Here is an 18,905-nt window from a genome sequence, read left to right on the forward strand (position 1 = left end):
CCGACGATGCGGCGTCGGGGCCGCGCTGTACGCTCGTGGCCCGTGGGTGATGAAGCGACGTGGCCCGTGGTGGGCATGGTCGGCGGCGGGCAGCTGGCCCGGATGACCCAGCCGGCGGCGGTGGCGCTGGGAGTGCGGCTGTCGGTGCTGGTCGCGTCGCCGGAGGAGTCCGCCGCACAGGTGGTCAACGACCCGGTGGTCGCCGACGAGAAGGCGCTGGCCGACCTGCGCGCGTTCGTCGCCGGCTGCGACGTGGTGACCTTCGACCACGAGCACGTCCCACCCGATCACTTGCGCGCGCTGGAGGCCGACGGGGTGCTGGTGCGGCCGGGCTCGGCGGCGCTGCTGCACGCCCAGGACAAGGGCGTCATGCGCTCGCGCCTGACCGAACTGGAGGTTCCGTGCCCGCGGCATCGGGTCGTGGCCTCCCCGGCCGAGGTGGCGGCGTACGCGGCGACGCTGGGCACCGATGTCGTGCTGAAGACCACCCGCGGCGGCTACGACGGCAAGGGCGTCTGGCTGGTGACGCCGTCGACCCCGGCCGAGGTGGTCGAGGAGCCGTTCCGCGCCGGCGTCCCGGTGCTGGCCGAAGAGCGGGTGGACTACCGGCGCGAGCTGTCCGCCGTCGTCGCCAGGTCGCCGCACGGGCAGGCCGTCGCCTACCCCGTCGTCGAGTCGGTGCAGCGTGACGGCATCTGCGTCGAGGTGATCGCGCCGGCGCCGGGCTTGGACGACGACCTCGCCGTCGAAGCGCAGCGGCTGGCCATCTCCGTCGCCGGGTCGCTGGACGTCGTCGGGGTGCTGGCGGTCGAGCTGTTCGAGACGACCGACGGCCGGCTGCTGGTCAACGAGCTGGCGATGCGGCCGCACAACTCCGGGCACTGGACCATCGACGGCGCCGTCACCAGCCAGTTCGAGAACCACCTGCGCGCCGTGCTCGACCTGCCGCTTGGCTCGCCCGCGGCCCGGGCGCCGTACACCGTCATGGTCAACGTGCTCGGCGGCGACCTGCCCGACATCTATCCGACCTACCGGCACGTGCTGGCCCGCGACCCCGGGCTCAAGGTGCACTGGTACGGCAAGGGCGTGCGGCCCGGCCGCAAGGTCGGCCACGTCACCGCCTACGGCTCCGACCTGACCGACCTGCGCGAACGCGCGTGGCACGCGGCCGACTACATCCGTGGAGTGATCGATGAGTGACATTGCTGGCCTGGTGACGGCGCGCGGCGACGGTGCGCCGCTGGTCGGGATCGTGATGGGCTCCGACTCCGACTGGCCGGTGATGTCCGACGCGGCGACTGTCCTGGAGGAGCTCGGCGTGCCGCACGAGGTCGGCGTAGTCTCCGCGCACCGGATGCCGCAGGCCATGCTGTCCTACGGCGCCGCGGCGACGTCGCGCGGCCTGCGGGTGCTGATCGCCGGCGCCGGCGGTGCCGCGCACCTGCCCGGCATGCTCGCCTCGGTGACGTCGCTGCCGGTGGTGGGCGTTCCCGTGCCGCTGAAGCACCTCGACGGCATGGACTCCCTGCTGTCGATCGTCCAGATGCCGGCCGGGGTCCCGGTGGCGACGGTGTCCGTCGGCGGCGCCCGCAACGCCGGCCTGCTGGCCGCCCGCATCCTCGGTGCTGCCGACGACGGGTTGCGTTCCCGGCTCGACTCCTTCCGCGCGTCGCTGGAGGCCGCGGCGACGGCCAAAGGCGAGGCACTGCGCGCCCGCCTCTCCTGACCCCGCCGTCCACACCCGCCGCGGCGCTACGGCGGATGCCGGCACCGAGTGCTGGGCGACGGGCGTTGTCCACAGCCGACGGGTCGCGTCGGAGGTCGTCCACATTCGCCCGAGTCGGCCTGGCGCGGGCAGTCGGAAGAACACAGGCTGGGCACATGCCCGACCTGCTGCGTCACGTCCCCGACGACATCGCGGAGCTGCTCGCTCGTGGGCACGGGATCGTCCATGTCACCGACGCGCGCCCGGCCGGTGTGGTGCCCAGCCGGCTGACCCGCCTGGTGCGCTCGGGCCGGCTCGTCCGGCTGGCTCCCGGCTGCTACGCGGACACCGCCGCTTTCGACGCCGAGCCGCCCTGGGAGCGCTTCCGGCTCCGTGCTCGAGCGTTCGCGCTCTCCGCCGGGCCGACGACGTTCCTGACCAGCTGGGCCGCGGTCGCCACCTGGGGGTTGCCCACCGCCGGCCGGCCGCCCGAGCGGGTACGCGCGGTCCGTTCCAGTGCCACCGGGTCCAGCGTTCGGTACACCAAGTGCGGCGACATCAGGATCGCGCCGATTCCGCTCGGGCAGGCGCGCCGCCACGCGGGCATCGGCATCATGTGCCCGGAGTGGGCGGTTGCCGACGCGGCCCGATCTGGCCCGTTGCCGGCGGCGTTGGTCGCCGCCGACGCGGTGGCGCGGCAGGGGGCGGACCTCGGCGAGACCGTCCGGGCGATGGCCGGCTGGCCGGGCGTTCACCGTGCCCGGTGGGTGTCCCACCACGCCGACCCCCTCGCGGAGTCGCCGATGGAGACACTGGGCCGGTTCACGTGCCTCCAGTTCGGGCTGCCCATGCCGGTCAGCAACGCCTGGGTGGGTGCGGACGGCCCGGAGTTCCGGGTGGACGGGCTCTGGCCGCATCACGGTGTGGTGTTCGAGGCCGACGGCGCGGTGAAGTATGACAACCGACCGGATGCCTCGCGGATCGTGGCACGCCAGGGCAAGCGCGAGTGGCGGTTGCGCCGCGCCGGGCTGGAGATCGTGCGCTTTGGCTGGGACCTGGCCTGGCGGGGCCGCGCGCCGTTAGCTCGTACTCGAATTTCTTGCTCATACCGGCTACCGGCGCGCGGTATGAGCAAGAAAATCGAGTACGAGCACATCCGGCGCGGATGAAGGAGCTCGGCCGGCCCGAGAAATTCGGTTGCGCGGGCGCTGGGGTGGGCGGTTAGGCTGCGCCCAGCACGTTGTCAGAGTCCAGCGGGAACGCTGGCGATACGGAGGGAGGGCGGACCGATGGCTGCCATCCAGTGGCGGCGCGCCGTCGCGTGCGCGCCAGACGCCCTTCACATCGCCGTTCCCGCCGGCGGTCGCCGACGCTGAGGCTTGCGCACCAGGTGGGAACCTCCCTCGTCAGGAGACCACCGCAGTGCACGACAACGAGATCTTCTCCCGGATGCGCCCGCGCGGGCGCGCCACCACCCGCGAAGAGCGCGCCGAGGTCGCCGAGCGCAGCCTCGACGACGCCTTCGCCGAGTACACCGCCCGCTACGGCCTGACCGTCGGCAGCAACGGCGACGGCCACGACGGCGCCGGGCCGAACCACGACGGGCCGCCGTCTGGGGACCGCTGGTCCACGTGGGACGAGTCCGCCGCCGGCGAGCGCGGGCCGCGGCCGTACCCGGACTGGCTGGTCACGGAGCTGGCCGCCGTCGACACCGAGCTCGGTGTGCTGAAGACCGGCAAGGAGGCCGACGTGTTCCTGCTGGAGCGCGCCGTCCCCGGCACCGACCGGGCCACGCTGATGGCCGCCAAACGCTACCGTGACCTGCAGCATCGAATGTTCCACCGGGACGCCGGCTACCTGGAGGGGCGGCGCGACAAGGAGTCGCGCATCAACCGCGCCATGTCGAAGCGGACCGCGTTCGGCCGCGAGGCCATCGCCGGCCAGTGGGCGTACGCGGAGTTCGCCGCGTTGTCCGCGCTCTGGTCGGCCGGTGTCGCGGTGCCGTATCCGGTGCAGATCCTCGGCACCGAGCTGCTCATGGAGTTCGTGGGCGACGACGACGGCGTGGCGGCGCCGCGGCTGGCTCAGCTCCGGCCGGGCCCCGACGAGCTGGAGCATCTGTGGGAGCAGCTCGTGCACAACCTCGAGCTGATGGCGCTGGCCGGCTACGCGCACGGCGACCTGTCGGCGTACAACCTGCTCGTCGAGGACGGCCGGCTGGTGGTCATCGACGTGCCGCAGATCGTGGACGTCATCGGCAACCCGCACGGGCGCTCGTTCCTGGATCGCGACGTGCGCAACATCGGCGGCTGGTTCACCGCCCGCGGCCTGCATCCTGGCCGCGTCGACGACCTCGGCCGGGCCCTCGCCGCCGACGCCCGCCTCGGCGGCTGAGCCACGACCAGCAGGGCGCCGCTACCCACCGGCGGGTAGCGGCGCCCTGGTGGTCGCCATCGGATCAGCGGCGGCCGTCGCTGACGATCTCGACGGTCGCGGAGGCCGGATCGCCCACCTCGTATCCGGTGCCGGGCTCGACCGTGACGGTCACGGTGCGTTCCCGCGGGCTCGGCCCGCGCCGGTCGATGATCCCGACCACCTCGGTGGCCGTGGTCTCGCCGGGTGCGAACGTCACCGTGCCGTCGAGCGGCTCATAGTCGCGGCCGGGCTGGGTGTAGCGGTTGTCCTCGACGGAGTAGCTCACGGTCAGCTCGCCGGTCGCCGCGTCCGCCGGACGGGTGAAGGTGAGCACGCCGTCGGTGGCCGGCTCGACCGCGTCCGCCGTCGCCTCGACCGTGACCACGGCGGCGGCCACCGACGCCGTCACGTCGACCGACGTGGTGACCTCCTGCGCGCCGGGGTTGTCCGTGACGTGCACGACCTCGTTGGTCAGCACCTGGCCGTCGGTGACGTCGCCGTCGACGGTGACCTGGTAGCTGATCTCGACGGGGTCGAGGTCGGGCCCGGCGTACGTGGCGCAGACGACGGTGTCGTCGGCGATCACGCCCGCGGCACTGCCGGCGCTGACCAGCGACGCCGCCGTCGTGCCGGACGCGTTCTCCGTCCCGATGGTGATCGGCCCGGCCAGCGGTCCGGTGAGGTTGTCGTAGGCGAACACCAGGTCGTTGCTGCCCCGGAACGCGAACGCCTGCACGTCGTACGTGCCCTGCGCCCCGGGGTCGTCACCGGCGAGCCGGAGGTCGTCGTACTCGATGATCCCCAGGGCGCCCTGTCCGGCCGAGGCCAGCGTGACGCCGGTGTTGGACGGGCCGTCGTACCGGATCTGCATGTCCTGCCAGAGCATGGCGGCCAGGTTGTTCGGTCGCGCCGAGTCGGGCAGCTGCTGCGGTGTCCCGGGATCGCCGCCGTAGTTCGCCGCTGGGTCGTAGATCAGGAACCCGTCGTCGGTGAAGCCCAGGGCGGTGTACGGCCGGTCGTAGAACCCGAAGGTCGAGCCGAAGTCGACGGTGTACGCGACGCCGTCGCCGCTGATGTCCGGGTCGGCCGCCAGCCCGGCGCCGGCCAGGTCGAAGTACGCGGCGGTTCCGGTGAGCGGGTTGACGCAGGCCGGGTCGTTGGCACTGGTGGTGATCTCGTAGTTGCCCTCGACGCCGACCGCGGTCGGCAGCACGCCCTCCCACGTCAGCACGCCGTTCTCGACGGTCGCGCCACCGGTCGCGGAGCCCTCCACGTAGGTCATGCCGTCGGGGATCGTGTCGGTGAGGCTGTACGTCAGGTCCTCCGGTGTGACGTTCGGCTGGACCGTGACGGTGTACGTGACGGTGTCGCCCTGCGCGGCGGTGGTTACCGAGGCCGTCTTCACGACGTCGTCGGCGTGCCGGGTGACCGTCACCGGGAGGAGGCCGATGTCGCCCGGGGAGTCCGGGCTGGACCCGAGCGCGATCGCGCCGTACCACGTCTCGCCCGGGTCGAGCTCGGGCTCGTCGTAGAAGGCCCGGACGGTGAACGGCTCGCCCTGCGGCTGCGAGGCGGGTCCTTCGACGGTGAGGTTGCCCGCGTCGCCGGCGACGACGGCGGTGCCGAGGGTGACGGTGTCGGTGCCGCCCGGGGCGGACGCGTCCCAGTTCTGGACCAGGATCCACCAGGTGCCGGCCGCCGGGTCACCGACGTCGCAGAACTCGTCGGCCGAGGCGGTGGCGCTGGTGCAGACCATGGTGGCGTCGCTGGGTTCGGAGCCGGTGCCGACGTACAGGTCCATGTCCAGTGCGCTCGCGTCGGAGAGCGACGCGACCAGCCGGGCGGCGTCCTCGGGCACCTCGACCAGGACGACCTCGGTGCCGTTGCCGTCGTACGGATCGGTGTTGGTGGAGTCCTCGACGATTGACAGCTGCTGCTCTTGCGCCGGGACCAGGCCGGACACCGTCGGCGTGAACTCGGTGATCTCGATCGCCTCGATCGGCGCGGACTCCTGCGAGCCCGCGTCCCGGCGGGTGTCGATGTCGATGCCGTCGGGCAGCACTCCGGCGGACGGCAGCGCGGCCACCGGCAGGTGTGCCACCGGAGCCGCCGAGCCCTCTGCCGGGGTGAGGATCACGTCGGCGAACTGATAGGCCTCGGTGCTGGCGCTGGAGACGTCCGCGGTGACGGTCAGCTCGACCTCCTCGCCCTCGGCGATGGTGAACGTCGAGGGTTCCACGGTGACCGAGATGGCGTCGGTGATGGACTCGGCGCTGGCCGTCCACGTGCCGGCGCCGGTGTCGGTGCCGGAGACCGTGCGGGTCCACTCGCAGGTCTGCATGCACTGCGCATTCGCCAGACTGGCGGTGTTGAGGTCCTTGACGTCGCCGCCGGTGGCCGGGTCCGCCGCCAGGTACTCCGCGACGGTCACGTCCAGGACCAGGCCGGCCTGTGCGGCGACGTTGAGGTCCACCCGGCCCGAACCCATGTCGAACCAGTCGGCCGGCGAGCCGTCGGTGTCGGTGACATCGGTGGTCGCGGTCGTCATCAGCGCCGACTGCGCCTCCGCGGGCGTCCACTCGTCCCCGCGCAGCGCCTTGAGCAGCGCGTACGAGCCGGCGACGTGCGGGCTGGCCATCGAGGTGCCGGAGATGAAGCCCCACGAGACCTCGTTGCCGACGCCGTTGGCGGCGAGGACGTCGACGCCCGGCGCGGTCACGACCGGTGAGATCAGCTCCATGGCGCGGTTCGGGCCGCGGCTGGAGAACGAGGCCATGACGTCGCCGAGGTCGTCGGAGATGACCTCCAGGCCACCGGAGAGCGAGGCCTGCTCACCCTCGACCGACGCCATCCAGGCCTTGAGCTCGACGCCGTCGTCGAAGCTGATGTGTACGGCCGGCAGCACGTGCGCGTCGGCGTTGAGCGAGTCGCCGCTGGGCGCGTCGTTGGCCAGGATCATGCCCTCGGCGCCGAGCGCGGCGACCACGCCGCCCTTCTCGACCCGGCCGGTCACGCCGCGGTCGCAGACCACGATCTGGCCGGTGAAGTCGGTGCCGGCGGGGAACTCATCGGCCTCACACAGCGGGTTGCCGAGGTCGCCGGCGTAGACCAGCGCGAACGTGCCGGGCGTTGCCGCGCTGAAGCCGAGGCCGCGGACCGGGGCGTGGGTGGCACCGCCGTCTGCGGTGAGGTTCTGCACCTCGGCCTGCCACTGGCGGTTGTGCTGCGCCGCGCCGACCGCGGTGATCCACGGCACGTCGCCGGGCGAGCCGGTGGTGGCCGCTCCGGGGCCTTCGTTGCCGGCCGAGGTCGCGACGTAGATGCCGGCGGCACGGGCGTTGAGGAAGCCGATGGTGTCCGGCTGCGACCACGGGTCGGCCGAGGCGGACGGGCTGCCGATGGAGTAGTTGATGGCGTCGACGCCGTCGGCGATGGCCTGGTCGATGCCGGCCAGGATGGCCGACGACGGGCAGGTGTCGTGGCAGACGTCGTAGGCGATGACGTTCGCGTGCGGCGCCACGCCCTTGACGTTGCGGGTGACGCCGAACTCGTGCTCGGTGCCCTCGGCGCTGAACGTGGTGGCGTCGACCTGGTTGCCGGCGGAGGTGCTGGCGGTGTGGCTGCCGTGGCCGTCGTTGTCGTAGGGGTTGGTGCCGTCGACGGCGGTGAAGTCCCAGGCGCCGATCAGCTTGTCGTTGCAACCCCAGTCGGGCAGGTGGATCTCGGTGTTGGCGGGGTCGCAGACGCCGTAGTAGGTGCCGGCTCCGCGCGGGTTCGTGTGGTCGTACCCGTCGCCGCCCTCCTCGGCCGGGACGACGTCGGCGAACGAGGGGTTGGCCGGGTTGATGCCGGTGTCGAGGACGCCGACGACGATGCCCTCGCCCTTGGTGCCGGTGTCGTCGGGGTCGGGGGTGCCCGAGCCGTCCCAGAGGCTGGGCGCGCCGATCCACTCCGGGCCGACGTCGGTCTGCAGCTCGTGCTGCTGGTCGACCGTCACCGCGACGACGCCGGGGAGCTCCGCGACCGCCAAGGCCTCGTCGCTGGTCAGCTGGACGGCGATGCCGTTGAGCGCGTTGGTGTAGGTGTGCACCACCTCGGGCTCGTGCCCGACCTCGTCGCCGATCCGGGCGACCAGCTCGGCCTGCGTCTGCTCGAGGAAGTCGAGGTACTCGTCGGCGGCGGGCGCGTCGGCGTCCAGCGGTGCGGCGCCGCGCGCGGCCGGGCCGGTGGCCTCCAGGCCGTCGATGCCGCCGTCGTAGGCGGGCAGGGCCGGCTGCTCCAGCTGCACGATGTAGAGCTCGGGCGCGTCGGCGGTGCCCAGGCGCAGCGCCGGGCCCTTCTCGAGGCGCTGCTCGCTGGCGGCGGAGACCGGTGCGAGCGAGTCGAGGTCGGGGACGGGTGGGTCGGCCGGTGCGGCGCCGGCGCCCTGGGTGAGTCCCAGGGCCAGCGCCACCGCAGCGGACAGGGTCAGGCTGCGACGCAACATGCGGGCTCCTTACATGGCGAGCCCGCCGCGCACCGGGGGTGTGGTGCGGGCGGGCCGGTGAGACGCAAGGGGGGAGATGCGACGAGGACGTGTCGTCGACCTCGCGACAGCGCATCCATCACGGGCCCCCTCCGTGCGGGTCGAGCTGCCGCCCGCTCGGGGTGGCGGCGCTGTCACGAGTATGCGGGCGAACCTAGACGAACCTGTCACCACTGTCAATGGTGACATTAGGCTGGCATCCGTGGACACCATGTCGAACATGGCCGGACTGGTCGATCTCGGGTTGACCCGGTACGAAGCCCGCGCCTACCTGGCGCTCATCGGCCGCCGCGACGGCACCCCAGCCGAGATCGCGCGGATGGCGTCCATTCCCCGGCAGCGGGCCTACGACGTGCTCGCCTCGCTGTCCGAGCGAGGCCTCGTGCTGCCGGTGCCCGGGCACGGGGTCCGCTACCGGGCGCAACCGCCGGACCACGTGACCGAACTGCTCATCGCCGTGCGCCGGCGCGAGCTCGACCGGCTGGCACGTGGCGCCACCGACATGGCCGCCGATCTGAGCGCGCTGTACCAGCGCGGCCAGGACCTCGGGAAGCCGCTGGACTACGTCGAGGTGTTGCGCGATCGCGAGCACGCAGTCGAGCGGGTGCAGAAGCTGTGGGCCGAAGCCAGTCGCGAGGTGCTGACACTCGTCCACCCGCCCTACCTCGGCGCATCCAGCCCGCAGGACACCGTCGTACCGCCGGGCATCGTGCAACGGGCCATCTACGAGCTGGCCACCCTCGACGACCCGCGGATGGCCGCGCAGATCAGCGGCTATGCGGCGCTCGGCGAGCAGATCCGGCTCACGACGGTGCTGCCGCTCAAGCTCACGATCGTCGACGGCAGATCGGTGGCGTTCAACATGCCCGACCCGTCCGAGGCCGACGGCTCCGTCACCACCCTCGTCGTCCAGCACGAGGCGCTGGCCGCGACGCTGAAGATCGCGTTCGAGAGCCTGTGGGCCGGCGCCCGCCCGCTAGCCGACGTGCTGGCCGCGCGGTCCTACTGATCGATCGACCGCGGCGAGCGGAACGGAGTCAGATGCCGAGGCGAGGGCTTTCGATCGCGGGGCAGGCGTCCATGACCACCTCGAGGCCGACGGCCTTGGCACGTTCCGCGGCGGCCTCGTCGATGACGCCGAGCTGTAGCCACACCGCCTCGATGCCCAGCCGCTCCCGCTCGGCGATGGCGTCGTCGACCACCTCGCCGACCCGCTGGCTGTTCACGAAGCAGTCGACGACGGCGACCGGCGCCGGCACGTCGGCCAGCCGCTTGTAGCCGGTCATGCCCAGAGTGTCCTCGCCGCGCAGGTTGACCGGCACGATCGTCATGCCGAGGCCGTCGCGGACGTACTGCGAGACGCCGTAGGCCGGCCGGGCACGGTTGGTGGACAGCCCGACGACGGCCCAGGTGGCGGGCGTGGTGAGGAGCCGTCGGACGGTGGCGGGATCGTTCGTGTGCGTGCTCACCCGGTCCACCGTATGTCGGCGCCAAGGGTGACCTGCAAAGCGACCGGGTGAGTGGAGCGGCGCCCTCTGCGTCGACGTCCAGGGTGCCCGGCCGGTACGACGACATCCACGTCCGCATCAGCTCGACTCGTGCGGCGTTGGCCTCGTTGCCGACGACGACGGGCTCCTCGTTGTAGGCCATGGTGTCCGAGCGCCGGCGCAGCTTGATGTACAGGCCGGACGCCTCGATGGCGTAGCGCTCCATGTCGTCCTGGAGGGCGCCGACCACGGTGATGTTGTGGTCGTTGCCGATGCGTTCGAACAGCGCGACGGCCTCGCGGCGGTGCTGCTTGCCGAGGTTGCGGCCGAGCTCGTCGAGGATGAGCAGCAGCGGACGGTCGGCGCCGCGGGCCAGCGCCGCCGCGCAGACCAGCTTGACCGCCTTCTCGTCCATCTGCGCGGTGTTGCTGCGCAGGGTGTACGCCGACATCCGCTGGCCCTCCGCCCGCCGCCATGTGGGGCTGACGGTCCACCGCCATGGCTTGTCCGGCTCCGACGGCGGCTCGGGCTCGGGGAAGTCCAACCCGGCGCCGTAGCCGCCGTACTCCTGGTCGAGCCGGTTGAACTCGGCGGCGACCTTCTTCAGCATCGCCTTGATGCCCGAGGCGAGCGACGTGCGGTGCGCGCGGGCGGTCTGTTCGGCCTCGCTGTGCCCGAGCCGGGCGGCGGCGAGGTCGGAGGTGCGCCGGGCCCGCTGGTCAGTGATCTGGGTGAGCTGGTGCTGGTCGTGCTCCTCGGTGTCGTCGAGGTGGGTGTCGAGCGCCCGCTGCAGCGGCGCGACCAGCGCGACCCGCGCCTCCAGGCTGCCGCCGACCCAGTTCTGGGTGACCAGCAGCTCGCGCAGCTCTGCGGTCAGCTCGTCCGGCGCGGTGCCGGGCGGGAAGCAGCGGACGGCCACCTCGTTGGTGAGCCGGGTGGCCGCTTCGTCCCAGTCGGCGGTGGTGCGGCCCTGGACGTCGTCGTCGAGATCCAGGAGGTGCCGGCGGGCCGCGTCGGGGGAGTCGCCCCAGGCCTTCTCGCGGTCGAGCAGGCCGATGGCGTCGCGCTGGGAGGTCAGGTCCAGCCGCCGCGCCTCGTGCTCGGCGAGCGTATGAGTCAACCGCTTGCGGGTGTCGCGCAGGCTGGTGACCCGCTCCTCGCGGGAGTTGTGCACGCCCAGCTCACGGGCGTACGCATCCTCGGCGTCGACCAGCTCCGGGACCAGTGCGTCGCGGCGGTCCTGGCGCTCGACACCGGACTCGCGCAGCTCGCCGATCTCCTTCTGGACGGCGTCGGCGCGCTCGGCGGCGTCAGCGGCCCGCACGCGCGCCTCCGCCCGAGCCAGCGCGGCGCGCGCCTGCTCGACGACGGTGCCGGCGTCCTCCAGGGCGGCCGCGGCGGCGTCGTGGTCGGCGGTCGCGGCGGCGACGCGGGCCGGCTGCCCGGTGATCGGCTCGGCGAACCCGCCGACGGCGATGATCCCGGCGGCCTCGTCGACGACGGCGACGGCGGACGGGTCACCCTCCCCGCCGCCGAACCTGCCGCCCGCGCGGTCGGCCAGGGCGGCGCGGAACGCGGACAGGTCGCGGTCGCCGTCGGCCAGCACCAGCAGCGAGCCCGGCAACCGGGCCAGCGCGGCGGCCGCGCGGGCACCGTCGGCGCGCGGCACCACCACCGCCTCGCGGTACGGCGCCAGCCTCGGCTCCCACACGTCACGCTCGGCCGGGTCAGCCTCCACGACGTCGACCAGCGCCGTCGCCTCCACGCCTGCCGCCCGCAGCAGCCCGATCTGCTCGGCCGCCACATCGTCGCCGGACTCCGTCGCGGTGAGCCGGCGGCGGGCGTCGTCGGCGGCGGCCCGGGCCAGCGCCTGCGCGCCCAGCGCCTCCTCCAGCGCGGTCCGGGCCTGCTCGAGCTCGGCTGCGGCCACAGGCGGGGTGCGGCCGTCGGCGGCCTGCGCCTGCTCGGTCAGGTGCCGGAGAGCCTCGCTGAGCCTCTCGACCTGCTGGGCGGCCGCGAGGTGGGTCGCCTCCAGCTCGCGGTCGCGGGCGATCAGCTCGTTGCGGCGGCGCTGTGCGGCCTGGAACCGGCGCGCGGACTCGTCGTCGTCGGTCAGCGCTGACAGCCGCTCCTCGACCGCCTCGATCTCAGCGCGTAGCTCGGCCTCGCGCTCGTCGAGATCGGCCAGCGCGCGCCGGGTGTGCTCGGCCTCCTCGACGCCGTCCAGCAGGTGCCGGGCGCAGCGCGCCCGCCAGGCCGTCCGCGCGTCGTCGAGCAGCTCCCGGGCCGCGAGCCGGCGGGCGATGCCGGCCTCCACGACGGCCATCTCGCTCTCCCACGCGGCGAGGTCGCGCTCGGCGTCGATGACGTCGCCGCGGTGGCGGTGCTCGGCGGTGCGCAGCACCTGTTCGTGCTCCAGCTCGCGGTCCAGGCCGGTCAGCGTCGCGATGGCGTCGAAGATGCGGTGCGGCGGGAGGTCATTGAGCGGCTGCGCCAGCAGGTTCGCCGTCTGGCTGGACCGCACCGACGTCGACAGGAACGACACGCACCGCGCGTGCTGGCCGAACAGCACCCGGGACAGCTGGCCGGCGTGGACGTCGGTGCGCCCGTTGCTGCGCGGCAGCGCCTGCCACAGCTCGTCGACCCGCGCGGCGCGCTCGGCCTCGGTGGCGCCGTACGGGACGTGCAACCCGTCGGTCCACCGCACGTCGAGGTAGGGCGCCTTGCGGTTGATGCGCAGCCAGACCGTGAGGGTCTCGGCGGTCGGGTCGGTGCGGCCGGTGGTGCCGGGCGGTGCGAAGACCCCGATGACGTAGCCGCGGTCGACGTTGGACCAGCTGCCCTCCTGCGCGGCCAGCTCGGCGGTGAACAGCAGCTCGGCCGCTCCGGCGGCACCGCTGGCGAGCTTCCACTGCTCGTCCGCGTGCAGCAGGCTCAGCGCGGCGATGAACGACGACTTCCCGGCACCGTTGGAGTCCTTCGGCCCCTGCCCGGCGACGGTGACCAGGCCCTGGCCGATCATCGGCACCGGGTGCGTGGACAGCCGGGAGATGTCGACCACCTGGACGCCGACGAGCACCCGCTCGCCGACGATGTCGAAAGCGCCCGAGGCTGGGCTCACGTGTCGTCACTCCCTTCGTCGGTGGGCCGGCCGGGGCGGCGCGCTCGGATGGCCGCGGCCAGCGGGCTGTCCGGCGCGGCGGCGAGGATCAGCTCGTGCTCCAGGCGTTGCCGGGCGGCCTTCGTGAGCCGGTGCAACGCCGGGCCCGGCAGGTAGGCGGGCCCGTCGGTGACGGTGGTCCGTCCGCGCGCCGGCGCGATCTGCACCAGCCCGGCCGCGCGCAGCCGCTGCAGCGCCGGCCGGATCTCACCGCGCGGGAGCTGGGTGTAGCGGATCAGCTCGTCCACCGACGTGGGGTGCCCCGACGTCCAGGAGTCGCCGCCGATGAGCCCCTGGCTGCGCGGGATCGCGACGGAGTGCACGAGGACGAGCACCAGCACGGCCCGGTCCATCGACGTCTGCGCGCCGGTCCCCTCGGCGGACAGGGCGGCGGTGACGTCGTCGCGGAACCCGGACGTCCAGTGCGTGCCGCCGACCCGGACCAGCGTGCGACCCACCCGGTTCAGCAGGCGCTGCAGGTCGCGCCGGACGGTGGCGTCGCGCAGCGCCAGCAGCTGCGCCTCCGCGACCGGCTCGCGACCGTGCTCGAGGGCGGCGAAGGCCGCGAGGACCTCGTCGCGGTGTCGTTCGCCCAGCTCGGCCAGGGCGGCGTCGAACACGGAGCCGTTCACTCGTAGGTCTCCCGGTCCGTCGCGGCCGGCTCCTCGGCCGCACGCGGCGCCGAGGGTGACCCTGACCCCGTCGTCGGCGGGGGCAGCGGCAGCGAGCGCCACAGCTCGCGCAGCGTGCTGAGTTCGGCGGCGGACCAGGCCGCCACCCGCGGCCCGAGCCGGACGGTCCTGGTGTCCTCGTCGAACAGCACCCAGCCGGCGCCGGCGAGCCGCCGCAGCGCGCCCATCACCGCCGCGTGCAGCGCGCGTTCGTCGCGGCTGCCGGTGACCGCTCGGAACACGGCGAGCACCTGGTCGAACGGTGCCGGCGCCGCCGGCCAGATCGGGCCGCTGGGCTCGGTCCAGCAGCAGCGCAGGCAGGCCGCGAGCACGCGTGCGGTGTCGCCCCGCTGGTCGACGGCGACGCCCGGCAGGCCCAGCTCGTCCAGCACGTCCGGCCGCGCGCCCGGCGGCAGCTCGGGGAGCAGCCAGACCGCGCCGGCATCGGGCTCGATCAGGCGCGTCATGCCGGCCGGGTAGGCGCTCGCGGGCGCGACCCGCTGCGGTCCGCCCGCGCGGTAGCGCGCCCACCAGAGGGCGGTGTCGTCGTCGGTCATGTCAGGCGGCGCTCGTCTCCGGCGGGGTGCGGCGGAACGATCCGTCCGAGACCCACGACGCGCTGCCGCCGATGTCGATGCGCAGGCCGTCGGACCAGGTCAGCTCGTACTCGAGGTCGGGATGGTGGTGGATGGCAGTCAGGTCGGCGAGCGCGCGCCGGGCGGCCAGCCAGTCGTCGGCGTCGTCGAGTACGGCGGCGACGCACACGGCGTCGGCCCCGCGCAGCAGCAGCTCCGCGGTCTGGCGCAGCCGAGCAGCGTCGTCGACCGGCGTGATGTCGGGTGGCGGCGGCGCGGTGGCCGACTCCGGGCGCGGCGGGGGCTGGCGGACGGTGGAGGAACTACGGCCGCTCTCGACCGCCTCGGTGACCAGCGTCGGCGAGAACCACGGCGCGGGCGCGTCGAAGACGAAGCTGTCGAGCACCCCGGCGAGGTCGTCTTCCGACGCCGTCCGGGCGAAGCTCAGCCACGACTCCACCGACAGCAGCCCGAGGGCGCGGGTGGTGCCGGCCCGCTCGATCAGCCGGCCGGCCGCCTTCTCGACCGCGTCACCGTAGGCGGCCAGCGCGACCCGCAGCGCGGCGCACTCGCCGTCGAGCTGAGGCCAGCGGTCCAGGGCGACCGCGTGCACGTCCTCGGCCTGTCCGATGAGGGTCTGGTTGCCCCAGAGCAACTGCGCGTGGTCGCCGAGCTGCTCGGCGGTGCTGCCGGCGGCGAGGATGGCCAGCTCGTTGCCGAGATGGCGGAAGATCCTGGTCAGCCGGTTGATCGAGGTGCGGCCGGTCTCTGGGACCGCGTCGGACGCCGTCACCCCGACGTGCTCCAGCGTGAGCAGCTGGTGCAGCTCGGCCTGGCCGCCCTGCTCGGCCATCCGGCGTAGGAACAGCAGCATGACGTACGGCGCGAACGCGGCGCGGTGGTACCGCTCGTTGGGGCGATCGACCACCTTGCTGATGGCGGCGTAGTCGCGCAGGACTTCGAAGCGGCGGTGCACCAGGCCGGGGTCGATGGGCCGGCATGCGGCGACCGCCTGGTCGACGGTGAGTCCGTCGCGGCCGGCGTCGGCGAACGCGTCGAGGATGGCCTCGTCGACGTCGAGCAGCTCGACGTCGGAGATCATGGCGCCGGACTCGCGTGCCAGCACCGCGAAGACCTGCCGGTAGAGCCGCTCCACCGCGGCGTCGCCGGCGAGCTGATCCAGGGTCAGCTCGGCTCCGGCGGTCATGCCGGACAGCATGCCATCACCGATGGGGACCCTGTCCAACCGACGGGGACGGGTCAGCGGTCGGCGCGCTGGCCCACCGGGCGCACGAGGATCTCGTTGACGTCGACGTGCGGCGGCTGGCCGACCGCGTAGAGCACCGCCCTGGCGACGTCGTCGGGACGGAGCTTGGGGTCGGCGACCCGGCTCGGCGGGATCGCACCGGTGTCGACGAGACCCGGCTGGATCAGCGTCACCCGGATGCCGGTGCCCACGCACTCGGCCCGGATCGACTGTGTCAGGCCGGTGACCGCCCATTTCGTGGCCGCGTAGAGGTTGCCCGGCCGCACCCCGCGGCCGGCCGCGGACCCCGTCAGCACCAGGTGGCCGCGGGTGCGCCGCAGCTCGGGGAGGACGGCGCGCGCGGTCAAAGCAGGGCCGTAGACATTCGTGAGCACCAGGTCGCGCCACCGCTCAGGTGGCTCGCCGCCCTCGCCGAGGAACGACGTGGTGACGCTGATGCCGGCGTTGGCGACGACGACGTCGAGCCGGCCCCAGCGGTCGAGGACCTGGTCGACGGCGCCGGACAGCGCGGTCCAGTCGGTGCTGTCGCACGCGATGGCGATCGCGCGGTCCGGGCCGCCGAGCTCGCCTGCCAGAGCCCGCAGCGGCGCGATCGTCCGGCCGGTGAGCACCAGGCGGTAGCCGGCCTCGGCCGCCGCGGCGAGGCGCGCGGTGGCCGCGCCGATGCCGCGGGACGCCCCGGTGACCATGAACACGGACTGCTCGGTCATGGTCGAACTCTAGGGCGGTGGTGTCAGGGCTTGTCGAACACCACGACGTCGAAGTCGCTGCCGGGCGGTGGCGGCATGCCGAGGTCGAACCGGGCGTTGACCACCGCCAGCCGGTCTCCGCGCTCAACCACCGTGGTGGGGATGCGGAACAGGCCGCCGACGTCGTCGTCGGTGACGATGTCGGTGATGCGGCCGGTGGCGAGGTCGTGGCCGAGCCGGATGCCGACCACCCTGTTGGCGAAGTTCTCCACCACCCACAGCGTCCGGCCGTCGAGCAGGACGCCGTCCTGCGCGCCCGGCGTCAGCGTGCCGCCGGTGACGGCGATCTGGCGGCTGGCGCCGGTGACCGGGTCGACCGTCATGACGGCGCCGAGGGCGGAGTGCGCCACGATCAGCGTGCGGCCGTTCGGCGTCGCGGTGATGCCGTTGAGGTTGAAGTCGCCGGCGATGGCGGCCGCCGGGCCGCTGAGCTGGATGGTCCGCGGCGTCCCCAGGCCGTCCCGCCCGAGCGGGACCTCGTACAGCACCGGGTTGAACGAGTCGGTGACGTACGCGGCCCGCCGCGTCAGGGTGACGTCGTTGAGGAACGCGGTGCCGGCCGGGGCGAGCTGGACGTCGTCGACGGGGGCGCCGTCGCGGCTGTCGTAGACGTAGAGCTCGCCGCTCGGGCCGCCGGCGACGACGATGTCGCTGCGGCGCTGGTCGACCTTGAGGCCCACCGCGATCCGGCCGGGCGGCGCGTCGACCAGCACGTCGCCGTCGCCGGTGCGGAGGCTGCCGCGGTAGATATCGCCGTCGGCCAGGGAACCGACGTAGAACGTGGACCCGCCGCCGACGGCGATGCCTTCCGGCGCGAAGTCGACCGGCAGCGGCAGCGACTTCGGCTCGGGCGTGCCGCCGGCCATGGTCACAGTGACGACGGGCACGATGAGTAGCAAGGACACGAGTCGAGGCAGGCTTCGGGACATGGGCGTCGTCCCTTCCGTGGCGGTGAGTGCGATCAACCTCAGGTCTAGTCCGCGGAGCACGTAGAGTCCAGGGGTCACGGCCGTCGGTACTCGCCCGTCACGTAGGCGGGGAGGTACGGTGTCGCCAAGAATTCTTTTCACAAGACTGTTTCCAGATGCCGAATCGGAGACGCCGTGTCGCAACGACCTGGCACGCCGAGCCTGCTGCGGGCCATCAACGACCGCAGCGCGCTGGAGCTGCTGCTCACGGCCGGGCCGCTGACCCGGGTCGACCTGGGCCGCCTGACCGGCCTGTCCAAGGTCACCGCGTCGCAGCTGTTGGCCCGGCTGCAGGAACGCGGCCTCGTCGAGGTGGTCGGCACCCGCTCGGCCGGCCGCGGGCCCAGCGCCGAGGTGTACGCCGTCCGTCCCGGCTGCTCGTACTCGATCGGGGTGGAGCTCAACCCCGACCTCGCGGTCGCCGGCGTCGCCGACGTCACCGGCGCCGTGGTCGGCCAGGTGTCGCAGCCGCTGGACGGCGGGCCCGAGCCCAAGCGGCTCATCCACGACATGGCGCTGGCCGCCGCGGCCGAGGCCGGCATCCGCGTCGCCGACGTCGACGACGTCGTCATCGGTATGCCCGGTGTCGTCGACCCCACCAGCGGCGACATCGAGCTCTCCTTCGACCTGCCCGGATGGCACCGCGGCCTGCGCGACCTGCTCGCCGCCGACCTCGGGTGCGACGTCGCGTTCGAGAACGACGTCAACCTCGCCGCCGTCGCCGAACGGGCCGAGGGCGCCGCCCGCGACGTCGACGACATGGTGCTGCTGTGGGTCGGGCGCGGCGTCGGCCTCGCGGTCGTGCTGAGTGGTCACCTGCACCGCGGCGCGACCGGGGCGGCCGGCGAGATCGGATACCTGCCGATGCCCGGCGTCCCGTCCCCGGCCAGCGTCGAGCGGCCGGCGAAAGGCGCGTTCCAGGCGCTGGTCGGCGCCGGCGCCGTCGACGAGCTCGCCGACGAGCACGGCATCCTCGCCGACGGTGCGGCCGCGGCGGTGCGGGCCGCCCTGGCCGGCGGGTCGGCCGCGGAGGGGTTCCTGCGGGACTTCTCCCACCGGCTTGCCCTCGGCGTGGCGTCCGTCTGCGCCGTCGTCGACCCCGCGCTGGTCGTCATGGCGGGCGAGATCGGTGCGGCCGGCGGTCAGCGGCTGTGCGAGCTGGTCGGCGACGACGTGCGCCGGATCGCCCCGGTGAACCCGCGGGTGGTCCCGACGGCGGTCTCGTCCGCCCCCGTCCTGCGCGGCGCCGTCCTCACCGCCGTCACCCACGCCCGCGAGTACCTCTTCACCACCACCGACTGATCCCCGCGCCCTCGCCGTCCCCGCGGCGGGTGGGTGCACCCCGGCTCCGGCCGGAATGATCACGTTCAGCACGAGATCTCG

General features: G+C 73.5%; 13 protein-coding genes. 6 read left to right on the forward strand and 7 right to left on the reverse strand.

What is annotated here, in order from left to right; genetic code table 11:
- Positions 1–6: 6 nt before the first annotated feature.
- The 4 genes from E1269_RS00530 to E1269_RS00545 all read left to right on the forward strand — a co-directional run bounded on the left by E1269_RS00530 (position 7) and on the right by E1269_RS00545 (position 4,099).
- Entirely contained in the window at positions 7–1,200 is a 1,194-nt protein-coding gene (locus E1269_RS00530; protein ID WP_131889904.1) for a 5-(carboxyamino)imidazole ribonucleotide synthase, read from the forward strand.
- Positions 1,193–1,726 carry a 5-(carboxyamino)imidazole ribonucleotide mutase gene (purE, locus tag E1269_RS00535; RefSeq protein ID WP_131889906.1) on the forward strand — a complete coding sequence of 178 codons (534 nt, stop codon included), beginning with the start codon at positions 1,193–1,195 and terminating at the stop codon, positions 1,724–1,726. The genes E1269_RS00530 and purE overlap by 8 nt, the downstream gene beginning before the upstream one ends.
- 155 nt (positions 1,727–1,881) lie before the next feature.
- On the forward strand, positions 1,882–2,874 hold the full coding sequence (locus tag E1269_RS00540) for a type IV toxin-antitoxin system AbiEi family antitoxin domain-containing protein (RefSeq protein ID WP_162606155.1): 993 nt from the start codon (positions 1,882–1,884) through the stop codon (positions 2,872–2,874).
- A 253-nt stretch (positions 2,875–3,127) separates the two neighbouring features.
- Entirely contained in the window at positions 3,128–4,099 is a 972-nt protein-coding gene (locus tag E1269_RS00545; protein WP_203432652.1) for a serine protein kinase RIO, read from the forward strand.
- Between the two features lie 64 nt (positions 4,100–4,163).
- Here E1269_RS00545 and E1269_RS00550 read toward each other — a convergent pair whose 3' ends face one another.
- Complete coding sequence (locus E1269_RS00550) at positions 4,164–8,606, reverse strand: S8 family serine peptidase (protein WP_131889910.1); 4,443 nt, start codon at positions 8,604–8,606, stop codon at positions 4,164–4,166.
- A gap of 250 nt (positions 8,607–8,856) precedes the next feature.
- Here E1269_RS00550 and E1269_RS00555 point away from each other — a divergent pair, with 250 nt between their 5' ends.
- Positions 8,857–9,654: a TrmB family transcriptional regulator gene (locus tag E1269_RS00555; protein ID WP_239000735.1), complete on the forward strand. Its 798-nt coding sequence runs from the start codon at positions 8,857–8,859 to the stop codon at positions 9,652–9,654.
- A 28-nt stretch (positions 9,655–9,682) separates the two neighbouring features.
- Here E1269_RS00555 and E1269_RS34075 read toward each other — a convergent pair whose 3' ends face one another.
- The 6 genes from E1269_RS34075 to E1269_RS00590 form a co-directional block, all read right to left on the reverse strand.
- The gene (locus E1269_RS34075) at positions 9,683–10,114 is read right to left on the reverse strand and encodes a CoA-binding protein (RefSeq protein ID WP_131890425.1); all 432 of its coding nucleotides are present in this window, start codon (positions 10,112–10,114) and stop codon (positions 9,683–9,685) included.
- Between the two features lie 3,135 nt (positions 10,115–13,249).
- Positions 13,250–13,924, reverse strand: a complete 675-nt coding sequence (locus E1269_RS00570) for a hypothetical protein (protein ID WP_131889914.1) — start codon at positions 13,922–13,924, stop codon at positions 13,250–13,252.
- Complete coding sequence (locus E1269_RS00575; protein WP_203432654.1) at positions 13,921–14,520, reverse strand: hypothetical protein; 600 nt, start codon at positions 14,518–14,520, stop codon at positions 13,921–13,923. The genes E1269_RS00570 and E1269_RS00575 overlap by 4 nt, the downstream gene beginning before the upstream one ends.
- 1 nt (position 14,521) lies before the next feature.
- On the reverse strand, positions 14,522–15,745 hold the full coding sequence (locus E1269_RS00580) for a hypothetical protein (RefSeq protein WP_131889916.1): 1,224 nt from the start codon (positions 15,743–15,745) through the stop codon (positions 14,522–14,524).
- Between the two features lie 53 nt (positions 15,746–15,798).
- On the reverse strand, positions 15,799–16,515 hold the full coding sequence (locus E1269_RS00585) for an SDR family oxidoreductase (RefSeq protein WP_131889918.1): 717 nt from the start codon (positions 16,513–16,515) through the stop codon (positions 15,799–15,801).
- Between the two features lie 23 nt (positions 16,516–16,538).
- Positions 16,539–17,441 carry an SMP-30/gluconolactonase/LRE family protein gene (locus tag E1269_RS00590; protein WP_131889920.1) on the reverse strand — a complete coding sequence of 301 codons (903 nt, stop codon included), beginning with the start codon at positions 17,439–17,441 and terminating at the stop codon, positions 16,539–16,541.
- A gap of 216 nt (positions 17,442–17,657) precedes the next feature.
- Between E1269_RS00590 and E1269_RS00595 the strand changes: the two genes are divergently transcribed.
- Positions 17,658–18,824, forward strand: a complete 1,167-nt coding sequence (locus tag E1269_RS00595; protein ID WP_131889922.1) for an ROK family transcriptional regulator — start codon at positions 17,658–17,660, stop codon at positions 18,822–18,824.
- The last annotated feature ends 81 nt before the right edge of the window (positions 18,825–18,905 follow it).

The sequence above is a fragment of the Jiangella asiatica genome (genome assembly GCF_004349065.1).
GTDB classification, from domain to species: Bacteria; Actinomycetota; Actinomycetes; order Jiangellales; family Jiangellaceae; genus Jiangella; species Jiangella asiatica.